The organism is Bacillus sp. LL01 (assembly GCF_001037965.1).
In genome coordinates this window covers 365,161-378,517 of sequence record NZ_LFEL01000002.1, presented here as the reverse complement: position 1 = coordinate 378,517, position 13,357 = coordinate 365,161, and the positions used below count along the sequence as shown (strand labels likewise).

The following is a 13,357-nucleotide window of genomic DNA, read 5'->3' as shown; positions in this document are numbered from 1 at the left end:
AAATGTAGAGTATTTGATTGGAGGTACATCATGAATAAACAGATACATGAAATATATTGGATAAGGGCCACTGCATGCCTCAGTGTTGTATTTATCCATGCATTAACAAGAACATATACTAATTATGAAGTGCCTGGTAGCACCGTCCAACTTTTGCAAACCATACAAATTTTATTGATGTTTGCTACACCGATGTTCATCTTGATTTCTGAAGTGATAAGCTCTAGGGTTTATCCGGATGCTTTACCAAATAATTTCTTTAAGAAAAGATTTAAGTTCCTGTTCCTACCCTATATATTTACTCCATTTTTATATGGTTTGTATCAATTTTTTGTGAATAAGTCGTCCTTGGAAAAAGTAAGAGGAGATATACTGGATGATATTTTTCTAGGAGCGTGGCACGGATACTTTATTGTAATTATTTTGCAGTTCATGGTTATCCATTGGATTTACATAAAATGGCTTAAAAATGTATCTGCATGGACCATGCTATCAATCACTTTTGTTATCAACGTTGCTTATCTCTATATTGCTAACTATCAAACGAAATTGCTCCCACTATTCATGCAAGAGTGGCTGCCTTTTATTAGAATGCCATTCATAGGTTGGATATTCTATTTTACAGTAGCCTACTATGCGGGACGATATATAAACGAATTAAAAGAGAACAGAAAATGGGCTTTTCCCTTCTCGATCGTAGCTACAGGAATAACAGGGTATTTATTAGCCAGCATTTTCACATCCGGGGCATACACGCTGTTATCATCCGTGAGACTTGATATTCTTTTTTATACGGTGTCCCTTTTCTTTGCACTCTTTTACTTTTTTTCCTACATGCCAACCGTGCCAAAAATCATCATGTTTATTAGCAAATATTCATTTCCGATATTCCTGCTTCACTATCTGTCATTTAATTTGATAAACATTGTCTTACCGGAAATGAACATTAAATGGTACGCTTTGACATTATTTTTGGCAGGAGTATTTGGTTCCGTTTTACTTGCAAGGATCATAAACCTTTTACCGTTTGGAAAGTATATAGTTGGTCCTATTCGTAAAGCTCCAAAGCTGAAGGGAAATAGTCCGTCTAGTGCTTCCTAATCTCTTGTCACCAATCTTGTATTTTTCTTAGAATTCCTTTTATTGTTATTATAAAAGACTTAGCTAGAGTCTCTCACTATAGAATATATTAAGATTTACAATATCTCACATAAAAAAGCCGGATTGGAGGTTGCCTCCACTTCGTCTTTTTTTGTCGAAAAATAATGGAGATTTCTCGGGAAATAGTTTGTTTCACCACATGTTTTGTCGAGAACTATTTCCAGTCCTCGCTGTTAAAAATATCGGTAGGCATCTGCCTACTAAACATCTTATAGATAGAGAGCTCTCCTCCTTTCGTAGGCGGCTCCTGAAAATTCGGATTGTGATGTTAAGTGCGGTTTGGTTGTTTCGTTTTTTGGAGGAGCGGTGTATGCTATAATGATGAAATGTCTAGTTAAATATTAACAGTTTTAAGGGAGTAGAAGTATGCAGAAGAGAAGTTTTTACGAGATGATTTTATCTTGGGGTAGTGTTCTAGGTTGGATGGCACTCATTTTCTATCTTTCAGCCCAGCATGCCGAACAGTCAGCAAACCTGAGCGGAGGGATTACAGATGCCGTTAAAGTGTTTGTCGATCAGGTTGCGCCGGAATCCAATATTAACATAGAATCACTAAGTTATTTTGTCCGGAAAAATGCGCATTTCTTTGCCTACTTGTTGCTTGGATTGTTCAGCCTAAATGCATTAAGAAGAAGTGGAGTGACCTTGGGGAAAAGTGCTGCGTTAGCATTTACCATATCTGTGCTCTATGCCATCTCGGATGAAGTGCATCAACTCTTTGTTCCAGGCAGAATCGGTCAAGTAAGTGACGTGCTCCTTGACAGCGCTGGTGCGTTGGTCGGCATTGGTTTGTACTTGCTGGTTAGGCGTTGGAGGAGTAGAAGATAATTTATATAATCAAGAAGAAATCAAAAAGCCAAAACACACAGATCACAAATGGACTGTGTGCTGGCTTTTTTCTTTAGTGCTTTAACTAACTGAGGGTCAGACCCCTTTTAACACTCTACCTCAATAAAGCTTCCCTTGCCTATAAAGCACGGTGGAGAGCTTCATGACGGAGTGGATGTAGCAGTTTTGCCTTAGTGGGTACGGGTCACCGAAGAAGGCGGGGAGGATGGTGTCCATGGTGTTTTTCATTTTCTCTAGTAGAAGCTTGTACACTTGGTCTTCCGTGTAGAACTGGGTTTCTCGGCCTTGCATCCATTCTAAATAGGATACGATAACCCCGCCGGCGTTGGCCAAGATGTCGGGTATGATGATGACACCTTTAGCGCTGAGATATTCGTCGGCCTCACTTGTCACTGGTGCATTGGCTCCCTCGACGATAATGCGGGCTTTCACGTTTTCTTTATTGGCATCGTGGATCTGGTCTTCAAGAGCTGCAAGAATCAACACGTCTACGTCCAAGTACAATACATCGCCCCTGTCCTGAATGGTTGCCTTGATATTTGCATCCAACAGCTGACTCTCGCTGATTGGTAGGTCGCCACCATTCAGAGCCACAAATTTTATCAATGCTGGAATATCGAGTCCATCTGAGTTAAACAGCGTGACATTCCGGTCACTAACAGCCACTACTTTATTTTGAAGGTACTGACATTTGTAAGCCTCAAGCGCAGCTACCGACCCTACGTTTCCAAAGCCCTGCAAGGCAATGGTCAAAGGGCTTCCATCATACTCCAGTGCCGTTTTGGCAAAGACGTTCTCATTGTTGGTAAGGAATTTCCGTTGCTCCTGCAGAAAGTCATGCAGCAAGTAACGGAAAGTAAAATAAACTCCTTTTCCGGTTGCTTCGCGCCGTCCTAAGGAACCTCCGTTAATGACACTTTTTCCTGTAAAGCTACCTTTATAGGCTTGCCCAGGCCGGATGCTTTTGTACTCTGACATCATCCAGTCCATTTCACGCTCCCCAGATCCCATGTCGGGAGCCGGAATGTCCTTATCAGGCCCAAGTATATCACTGAAATATTGAACGTATTTTTTGCAGATCAGATGAAGGTCTTTCACGGAATAAGAGCGTGGATCGAGTACTATTCCACCTTTACCTCCACCATAGGGTACATCATGTAATGCGTTTTTCAATGTCATCAGGGAGGCGAGGTTGATGACTTCCTCCTCATTCACGGACTCATGAAAACGAATACCTCCTTTATAAGGACCTAATGCATTGTTATGCTGCACACGGAAAGCGGGAATTCTGACAACGCTTCCATTCTCAAGCGCGATACGTAGAAACGATTTATGTAGATGGTTTGGTGTGGAAAGGATTGCACCGAGTGATGTGAAAGCCTGTTTTCTTGAATCCCCCTCAAGTTCCGGTATAAAAGCGGTATCCTCAAGCAAAGCATCCAACGACTCCTGTACAATCATTCTTGTCTGGCTAATCATAAAAAAACCTCCATATTCTCTGTATTATCTAAAAATTATAACACAATAGAAAAAGAAGCACCCTCGAGAAGGTTTATCTCGAGGGTGCTTGGGGACGAAGTCATTCATCAAAGGGTGGGAGCTCTTATTAGTGCGTTGCCGCTTTAATAGAGTGAGGGTCAGACCCCTTTTACTTCTATACCGCACTAAAACCTACTGATTTGGTAGCCGTTGCGGCCGGCGTTTTTGACGGCGTAGAGGGCTTGGTCGGCTTTGCGGAAGAGTTCTTTGACGGTTGCTCCGTTGGCTGGGTAGGTAGAGATGCCGATGGAAGAGGTGGCATGGATTAGGTGCCCTTGGATGGTGTATGGGCTTTCCAAGGTTGTCAAAATCCGTTCGGCCACTTTGTCCACCTGTGTCATGTTGTCGATGTCGTGTAGCAGGATAACAAATTCATCTCCACCTAGTCGGGCCACGATATCAAGTTCTCTTACGCACTTTTCCAAGCGTTTGGAGAAGGCGATGAGCAGTTCGTCGCCAACTTCATGTCCATAGGTATCGTTCACTTTCTTTAAATGATCGCAGTCGAGGAATAACAGGGCAAGCATGCTTCCATCTCTTTCGGAGTCTGCGAGAGATTTTTCCAGCTTTTCCTCCAGCAGCCTTCGATTCGGTAGCTCTGTCAGGCTATCATGATAGGCTTGGAAGGTAAGCTGTTCCTGCAGCTTTTCCCTTTCTTGTTCAATAATTCGTTTCTCCGTAATGTCTTGTGCGATGAAATACGTCCCCTTGACCACACCTTTTACAATGATAGGGACATTCGTCACTGACAGGAATAAATCACGTCCATTGGCATCCGGAAAGAGGAGCTCAAAGTTTGCTACCTTTCCACGCTTGGACTTGTCAAGATCAAGCTCAGGAACTATGTTTTTTGCGTATTTCACAATATTTAAGCCAATTATCACTTCTTTAGAAAAGCCTGTAATTGTCATGCAGGCATCATTGATATTCTCGATAACCCCTTCTTCATTTACCATACAAACTGCATTCTTATGATAGGAGAATAACGATTTGTATGCTTCATTGTTCTCCTCCAGCTTTTCTTCCAGCTCTTTTAAATGCTCGATGTTGCGATAAATCATGGAGATGGCAACTACCTTTTCTTCCTGATTTAGGATGGGTGAATAACTGACAGAGGTGTGGATTGCCTTTCCTTCTTTTGTAAGACGAACGGTCTCCTGGAAAGGGACGGACTCCGCTTCCATCAGTAGTGCCAGCGTATCAATTGATTGCGTTTTCAATTCATCCGGGGTTATGTAAAACGATTCCCAAGATTGTCCGATTAGTTCGGATGAACTCCAACCAAATTGCCGGACAAAGGCCTCATTGATTTTCAATATATAACCATCGGTATCTATGACAAGCATGGCATCGACCGTATTTGCCACCAAAGACTCCAGGAATATATAATCCTCCGCCTTCTTTTTCAGCGCATTTACGTTTTTGGTGATAGCAAGCACGTACGTTTTTTCATCCTCTTCTATAAGAGTAAGACTTGTTTCAGAGGCGGGAAGATCGGTTACGAAAAGGTTCAAATCCGAATAGGTAACCGGCTGCTTAGATTCTATGCAGTTTACATATTGCTCGACCAATAAAGCATAAACGGAAGCTGGAAGGACATCCACCAATCTTCTGCCCACCATGTCTATCCCAAGCTTCTGCTGGGCAGATGGATTGACACTTGTGTACCATAATTCGTTATTCCTCCATTCTACCAAAAAGACCATATCGGCCATCTGACTGAAAAACAATGAAAAATGCTGTTTTATATTCATCGTACTCCTACTTTTCACAAGGATTTAAATTAATTAAGCATATTCTTCCATTATATCAGAATATTCACGGAGGTTTAGAGATTGTAAAGAAATAAGTAGAACAAAAAAAGGGGGGTCAGACCCCAGAAGGAATTTCTCCTCTCCCGTCGAAGGGCCAAAAAAAATCCACAAAAGGTGCCTGACCCCCAAAGGAATTTCCGCCTTCGTGTCGAATGCCCTCGTCCATCGGTCAATCGAGTACCCCAAATGTGTCAATTGAGTGACCCTGAAATTTTGTGGAAGCGATTTATAATGTAGGAAAGCGTTTACAAAAAGGCGGTGAGTGAGTAAATGGAGACGAAAGTAGAACCTAAGGTGGATCCTGTTGTGCCGAACACGTCAGGCAGGACGAAATTGCATGATGTGAAGGGTGATCCGAAAAGGAAAGCCAAACTCAAGAGTATTTTAACGTACACGGCTTTTGTAGGGCCTGCACTTATTTTTTTCTTAGTAATCCAGATCATCCCGTTCCTCATGGGAATCTATTATTCTTTTACTTCTTGGAATGGGGTCAGTTCTACCATTGAGTGGGTGGGGCTCCAAAACTACAAGAGAATTTTCACAAATGATGAAGTGTTCTTCAACTCTTTCATGTTTACGACGAAATTCATGTTCGCAGCAGTTATCATCAGTAACGTAATAGGTTTCGGACTGGCGCTGTTATTAAACGCAGCACTGAAAACGAAAAATATACTGAGAACGGTCTTTTTCATCCCGAACGTCATCGGGGGTCTGTTACTCGGTTTCATCTGGCAGTTCATTTTCGTCAGAGGATTTGCATCTGTAGGTGAGCTTACAGGCCTTTCCTTTTTCAAGCTGCCATGGCTTGGAGATGAGACAACCGCATTTTGGGGAATCGTCATTGTTTTCGCCTGGCAGATCAGCGGTTACATGATGATTATCTATATCGCAGCGCTTCAAGGAGTGGACAATTCCTTGCTGGAAGCAGCCAGAATTGATGGAGCCAACAACTTTACCTTAATAACAAAAATTATCATTCCATTGATTTTACCGGCCTTTACGATCTGTTTCTTCCTGACAATCGCGATGGCATTCAAAATATTCGACCTGAACCTGAGCTTAACAGGCGGTGGACCATTCAACTCGACACAATCGGTGGCCATCAACATCTATCAGGAAGCGTTCCAGAATAACCGATATGGTCTTGGGACGGCAAAAGCAATCATCTTCTTTGTGGTCGTAGCGATCTTTACGACATTCCAAGTAATGGCGACAAAGAAAAGGGAGGTTGAGGCATAATGGATCAGAAGTACACGAAACGGACCTTTGTGCTGGAGATTTTCGGAATACTCCTTGCCATCATCTTCCTCATTCCCTTTTACTTTGTGATTATTAACTCAGTAAAAAGCTTTAGTGAAATATTGATTGACGCAGCCGCATTGCCGACAGAAGTCCTGTTCAGCAATTATGCGAAAGTGTGGGAGATCATCCAATTCCCGAGAGCATTTTGGAACTCGCTCATCATCACGGTTCTAAGTAACATCGGAATCGTCGTAATTAGTTCGATGGCGGCGTGGAAAATGGTCCGCACTCCCGGAAAGTTTAGTAAAATACTATTTGTAATCATCGTTTCGGCAATGGTTATCCCATTCCAGACAGTCATGATTCCACTGATGAAGCTTGGAGGAGCACTTAACCTCATTAATAGCATTCCGGGAATCGTGATCATGTACTTCGGCTTTGGCGTGCCGCTGTCCCTCTTCCTCTATCACGGATTTGTGAAAACAGTCCCAGTGGAAATTGAAGAGGCGGCAAGAATTGATGGGTGCAGTCAGTTCGGGGTATTTTGGAGAATCGTATTCCCACTCCTCAAACCAATTACGGTCACAGTAGTGATTCTTAATACGCTGTGGATCTGGAACGATTACCTTCTGCCATTACTTGTACTGCAGACAGCAGAGCTAAGAACGATTCCGCTTGCAACAAGCTCCTTCTTCGCCCAGTACACGAAACAATGGGATATGGGGCTGGCAGCATTGATGCTGGGTATCGCACCAATCATCATTTTCTTCCTATTTTTACAAAGGCATATCATCAAGGGGATTGCCGCAGGTTCTGTTAAGTAGACTTAGCAAGGGCCACAGCCTTTATGTGGCTTCTGTAAAGTTACTATAAAATTTTTTATTTAAAACAAGGGGGGCAATTCAATGAAACGCTTAGTACTTCTTTTATTATCGTTGTCATTAGTGGTTGGGATTTTTGCAGGCTGCTCAAGCGACAATTCATCCGGCAACAGTGGCAACAACTCCGGTGATGGAGACCAGGTAACACTGAACCTTTTCCAATTTAAAGTGGAAATCGCTGACCAATTAGCGGAAATGATTAAAGAATTTGAAGCAGAGCATCCGAACATTAAAGTGAAGCTTGAAACAGTTGGTGGCGGTGCCGATTATGGTGCGGCATTGAAAGCGAAATTCGCATCCGGTGAACAACCGGACATTTTCAACAACGGTGGATTCAAAGAGCTTGAGCTTTGGAAAGAGCATTTGGCTGACCTTTCTGAAGAGCCTTGGGTAGAACACGTACTGCCAATCGGAAAAGTTCCAATGACAGATTCTGAGGACGGTAAGCTTTACGGAATGCCGGTCAACCTTGAAGGATATGGCTTTATCTACAATAAAGACCTTTTTGAAGAAGCTGGAATCTCTAAAGCTCCTACAAACATCACAGAACTGAAAGCTGCTGCTGAAAAATTGAAAGCGGCAGGCATTACACCTTTCTCTGCAGGTTACGGAGAGTGGTGGGTAATTGGCCAACATTTACTTAACATTCCATTTGCACAGCAAGAAGATCCGGAAGCGTTCATCGCAGGTCTTTATGACGGTACGGAGAAAATTGTTGGAAACAAGCATTTCGAAGATTTTAAAGAGGTTCTTGATGCAGAAATCAACTTCGGGAATGCAAACCCATTAACAACAGATTACAACACGCAAGTAACTCAATTTGCTAGCGGCAAAACAGCGATGCTTCAACAAGGGAATTGGACGGAGAACATGATCTATGAAATTTCTCCAGACATGAACATGGGCTTCCTACCGATCCCTATCAATGATGATGCAAGTGCAGACAGCCTGCCTGTTGGAGTTCCGAATAACTGGGCAATCAACAATAAATCAGAACATCTGGAAGAAGCGAAAACATTCCTTAACTGGATGGTTTCCTCTGAAACAGGTCAACGCTACATCACAGAAGAGTTCGCCTTCATTCCTGCATTCGATAATATCGAGCCGGCTGGTTTAGGTGACCTTGGTCAATCCATTCTTGACTACTCTACTGCAGAAAAAACGGTTCCTTGGACTTGGTTCATGTGGCCGGACGGAGCAAACAAAGAGTTTGCTGCAACGATCCAGGAGTATGCAGCTGGGCGAATCGATTACGACACAGTACTTGAGCGCTTCCAGACTACTTGGGATAACTTGAACTAATACGAGGCACGCACACTGTGTCCGAATGAATAACTTTTGAAAAGCATGTCTCTTAGCGGGCATGCTTTTCTGCTATAATTAAAATAAAAGATTTGTAGGTTCTGTTTGACACCGCTGGTGATTTCCGCACTGGGCTTCGCTTTCCGCGGGGCGACCTTGAGCCTCCTCGCTACGCTGCGGGGTCTCAAGATTGTCGCTACTCCCCCGCTGGAGTCTACGCCATTTGCTCCAATCATCAGCTAGGGACCATCAAATACTATATGTTTCTCAGTTTTTCAGTGGCCTCGGCAAGTCTCCGGGGTCTCCACCAAGCTCTACCTCCCTAAGGAGTCTACGCCCTGTGCTCTAATCAACAGCTAGGATCTGCACAATTAAACAGTAAACCTAAATAGAGTTAAGGTATGGAAGATTACTTAAAATGCGTTCAACAAAACAAGCCCCTTTTCGTAATAGCGTAGGTTAATCTTGGTTGTTTTCACTAAGAAAGCAATCAGATCAGAGCTACAATACGAAATGAGCCTGTTATGATCAGGATGCCAAGAAAATTAAGGATTTAAACATCGTATTTTTAAACTCAACCAAATTCGACAGATATATTTGTTTTTTAACTAATTGGTAATGTAGTTTGAAACGTAAAACCAGCTGACCCTGTTGACTGTAGTGCAAGGCGTGAGACTCCTGCGGGAGGTAGCGGTAGCTTGAGACCCCTGAAGCGTTGTGAGGAGGCTCAAGCACCGCCCCGTGGAAAGCGAACGCCTGGAACGAAAGAAAACAGGGAGTTGAACGGGTAAGTAAAAATGTAAGCGCTTAGGAGGTGGCAAGGGATGTTCAAAAAAAGTATTCGTAATAAGCTGATCGTGTTATTGTTGATCATCACCATCCTGCCGTTTGGAACCTCCATCATCATCACCTACTACCAGACAAAAGAGGCGTTTAAGGATCTAGTAGTCCAGGAGAACAGCAACCTGCTCTATCAGGGGAAAATAAACCTCCAAAACTATCTAGCCGAGCTAAACGGTCTCACTCTATCACTCTACAATAATCCCGACTTTATCAATTACATGAGGGCACCGGATAATGAAGATAACTATATAACAATAGGGATGGTCCGGAACGTTCTTCAAACCATTCTCTATGCCGAGGATAACATCACAAGGGTTCAGATCTCGTTTGCAGAGGACAAAAGGGGAATCACAGCCTCCAAGCGATCGACGGTGGTGTTTTCTGACAGAGTCTCAAATGCGTATGAGGAAGCTTATAAACGGGCGCAACTAAGTCCATATAATTATAATATAGAAACAGATCAGCTTCAGCAGGGCCGCAATATGATTTATGTGCACCGGGTGTTGAGGAATGTACCATCCGAGAGAGTGCTGGCTTTCATTACACTAGAAGTAGGGACGGAAAAGATCCTTGAACTGAGTGAAAATCTTTTCTCAAAGGAAACAGAGGAATTTTTCATCCTCTCACCTACAGGAGATCTCATATACAGCTCGAATCCCGGTGTCGCCGCCAATCAGGAGGAACAGCAATGGATTCCCGCCATTATGAAATCCGATATGGAGAAAGGTACAATGGAATGGGAGAACGGTGAGTTTCAGGGTGTGATGATGTTCGACCGGACAGATCTTGCTGTCGGGGGCTGGATATTGGTCAAACGGGTCCCCTACACAACCCTCTATGATAATGCTTTTGTTGTGACAAAAATTAACATACTGTTCGGCGTCATTGGATTATGCCTTGTCATCTTGGCTTCCTTGATTGTCTCTTTTAAAATTACTTCCCCTATCAGGGTGCTTTTGCAAAATATCCAACAGGTAAAAGAGGGAAATATGAAGGTGCAATTCGAATCATTAGGGAACGACGAAATTGGTATTTTAGGATACCGTTTTAAGCAAATGATGGAGCGAATTAATATGCTAATCAACCGGGAGTATAAGCTGGAGATCGAGAACAAAACCAACCAGTTGAAAGTGCTGCAATCCCAGTTGAATCCGCATTTTCTCTATAATGCCCTTCAGTCGATTGGAACATTGGCACTCAAGAACAATGTGCCTCAGATTTATACCCTCCTGACACACCTGTCCAAAATCATGCGTTACGGAATGAACATGGATGAGGATATGGTCCCTTTGAAAAAGGAGATCAACTACCTGAAAGCTTTTCTTTTGCTACAAAAGGAGCGATTCGGGGAGCACTTCGACTATACCTTCGATGTGGAGGAGGAAGCATTGGATATCGAGGTGCCTAAAATGATAATGCAACCGATCATCGAGAACTATTTTAAACATGGATTCGATATTCGTGATGGTGTCGGGAAAATAGAGATATCCGGTGAAATAGTGGAGGAATACCTGCACCTGACTATCCGGGACAACGGTGCCGGAGTGAGTGAAAGCAGGCTGAATGAAATTTATAAGCTTCTTACGGAAGGAAATCCGGACCCAGAGGCAGAAGAAACACATATAGGGCTCAGAAACATCTATACCCGTCTACAGTTATATTATGATAATTTAGCGACGCTTCGTTTGGAAAACCATCAGGACGGTGGTTTTATGGTAACGCTGAAGCTTCCGCTTAATATTGGGGGTGAACAAGGTGAAGGCGATCATCATTGATGATGAAAAGCATGTGCGAGAGGGCCTACAACTGCTGGCCGATTGGAAAGGAAACGGCATCGACACGGTGTATGAGGCTGAAGATGGGGACGAGGCGATAAGGCTCATCAAGGAGCATCGCCCTGAAATCATCTTCACCGATATGCAGATGCCAAAGCGAGATGGGATCAGCCTGTTGAAATGGATTGCGGAATCGGAGCTCACGAGCATCACCATTGTGGTCAGTGGCTATGACGATTACACATTTATGCGAAATGCCATCTTTTATAAAAGCTTTGATTACATATTGAAGCCGATCGATCCTGATCTGTTGAATGAAACGTTGGAGCGGGCGGTGAAGAAGTGGAAGGAAGAGGCCTTGACAAGACGGGCTTCGCGCAATTTGGAAACGATTCCTTCCTCCCTGCAGAATGCTACACCTTCCAGTATGGGAAAAATAGAGGAATACTTGAGAAGCAACTATCAGCAGGATATTACTCTACAGGAGATTGCGGACCGGTTTTACTTGAGCAGGGAGCATATTTCACGGAAGTTCAAGCAGGAGTATCATGAGACCATTACAGACTATGTCACCCGGATCCGGATGGAGAAGGCGAAGGAGCTGCTGGCCAATCCGGGCTCCAAAATCTATGAAATTGCCTATCATATTGGCTATCATAACGAAAAATATTTCAGCAAGGTTTTTAAGAAATTTTATGGAATCTCCCCAAATGAATACCGGTCTTCGCTAGTGAAATGATAACTAAACAATGAGAACAGATATGAGGTGCAGATTATGGAAAAGTTAAGAATGGGAATTATCGGAGTTGGCGGCATTGCGCAGAACCGTCATATCCCGACGTTTATGAAAATGGGCGATAAAGTGGTGGTTGAGGCAATCAGTGATGTGAACGAGGCGACAGCCAAAATGGTGGGGGAGAAGTTTGGTATCCCGAAAGTGTATGCGCATTATGCGGATATGTTCGGCGATGTGGATGCTGTGACCATCTGCACACCTAACAAATTCCATGCGGAAATTACGATTGCAGCGCTAGGGGCGGGCTTGCATGTATTCTGTGAAAAGCCGATGGCGATGCGCCCGGATGAATGTGAGGCGATGATTGCTGCCGCTGATGCTGCAGGCAAGCATTTGGCAATTGCTTATCATTACCGCTTTATGAAGGAATCCGTTGCCGCTAAGCGTCTTGTGATGGAGGATGAAATAGGTAGTCCGATGGTGGCAAGGGCAAGAGGAATCCGCCGCCGAAAGGTACCTGGATGGGGTGTGTTTACAAACAAGGAATTGCAAGGCGGGGGAAGTCTGATTGACTACGGATGCCACTTGCTGGATCTGTCATTATGGCTACTTGGTAATCCGAAACCTGTGGAAGTGATGGGAACCACTTATAACGAGTTAAGCAGAATGCCAGGTCAGGTGAATCAATGGGGCAACTTCGACCATGAAACGTTTGAAGTGGACGACCACGTAACGGCATACATCAAGTTTGAGGGCGGGGCGTCCATGTTGTTTGAAACGTCCTGGTCCGCAAATGTTAAGGGTGATGAGGAAAGTGTTAGCATTTCCGGCATGAGTGGGGGAGTGGACCTGTTCCCATTCCATGTCAACCAGATGAAGCACGGCATGCTTCTGAACACAGAAGCGGACTGGGTGCCAGGCGAAGACGACCCAAGCCTCCCGCAAGCCCTGAATTTCGTGAACAGCTGCCTAGGCATGGAAGAACTGGTCGTGAAGCCAGAGGAAGCAATGCAAACCTCCCTTATCATCGATGCAATTTACCGCAGCAGCGAGACCGGTAAGAGTGTGAGTTTATAAAGAGGAGAGGGTTCGACGTCGAAGGGAAAAATCCTTTAGGGGTCTGACCCCTTTTTTAAATTTTTTCTTTACCTTCTTTTCCTTTTTTCCTTCTCTCCGCACAAACAAAGGGCATCAGCCTCTGGCTGGTGCCCTCCC

Annotated in this window: 10 protein-coding genes; 8 read left to right on the top strand and 2 right to left on the bottom strand. The window is 43.8% G+C overall.

The features are described from left to right. The first annotated feature begins 30 nt into the window (after window positions 1–30). Complete coding sequence (locus AB685_RS08310; RefSeq protein ID WP_047970122.1) at window positions 31–1,101, top strand: acyltransferase family protein; 1,071 nt, start codon at window positions 31–33, stop codon at window positions 1,099–1,101. A gap of 426 nt (window positions 1,102–1,527) precedes the next feature. Continuing rightward, the gene (locus AB685_RS08305) at window positions 1,528–1,989 is read left to right on the top strand and encodes a VanZ family protein (protein WP_047970121.1); all 462 of its coding nucleotides are present in this window, start codon (window positions 1,528–1,530) and stop codon (window positions 1,987–1,989) included. A 120-nt stretch (window positions 1,990–2,109) separates the two neighbouring features. Here AB685_RS08305 and AB685_RS08300 read toward each other — a convergent pair whose 3' ends face one another. Further along, window positions 2,110–3,489, bottom strand: coding sequence for a Glu/Leu/Phe/Val dehydrogenase (locus AB685_RS08300; RefSeq protein WP_047970120.1), 1,380 nt, complete (start codon window positions 3,487–3,489; stop codon window positions 2,110–2,112). Between the two features lie 185 nt (window positions 3,490–3,674). Then, complete coding sequence (locus AB685_RS08295) at window positions 3,675–5,303, bottom strand: diguanylate cyclase (RefSeq protein ID WP_047970119.1); 1,629 nt, start codon at window positions 5,301–5,303, stop codon at window positions 3,675–3,677. Between the two features lie 330 nt (window positions 5,304–5,633). Between AB685_RS08295 and AB685_RS08290 the strand changes: the two genes are divergently transcribed. The 6 genes from AB685_RS08290 to AB685_RS08265 all read left to right on the top strand — a co-directional run bounded on the left by AB685_RS08290 (window position 5,634) and on the right by AB685_RS08265 (window position 13,219). Then, window positions 5,634–6,602, top strand: coding sequence for a sugar ABC transporter permease (locus AB685_RS08290; protein WP_047970118.1), 969 nt, complete (start codon window positions 5,634–5,636; stop codon window positions 6,600–6,602). Continuing rightward, on the top strand, window positions 6,602–7,429 hold the full coding sequence (locus AB685_RS08285) for a carbohydrate ABC transporter permease (RefSeq protein ID WP_047970117.1): 828 nt from the start codon (window positions 6,602–6,604) through the stop codon (window positions 7,427–7,429). Before AB685_RS08290 ends, AB685_RS08285 begins: the two co-directional genes overlap by 1 nt. Window positions 7,430–7,510: 81 nt before the next feature. Then, complete coding sequence (locus tag AB685_RS08280) at window positions 7,511–8,788, top strand: ABC transporter substrate-binding protein (protein WP_047970116.1); 1,278 nt, start codon at window positions 7,511–7,513, stop codon at window positions 8,786–8,788. Window positions 8,789–9,612: 824 nt separating this feature from the next. Continuing rightward, entirely contained in the window at window positions 9,613–11,406 is a 1,794-nt protein-coding gene (locus AB685_RS08275) for a sensor histidine kinase (protein ID WP_047970115.1), read from the top strand. After that, entirely contained in the window at window positions 11,387–12,145 is a 759-nt protein-coding gene (locus tag AB685_RS08270) for a helix-turn-helix domain-containing protein (protein WP_047970114.1), read from the top strand. The genes AB685_RS08275 and AB685_RS08270 overlap by 20 nt, the downstream gene beginning before the upstream one ends. Window positions 12,146–12,181: 36 nt before the next feature. Further along, complete coding sequence (locus tag AB685_RS08265) at window positions 12,182–13,219, top strand: Gfo/Idh/MocA family oxidoreductase (RefSeq protein ID WP_047970113.1); 1,038 nt, start codon at window positions 12,182–12,184, stop codon at window positions 13,217–13,219. Window positions 13,220–13,357 lie beyond the last annotated feature (138 nt).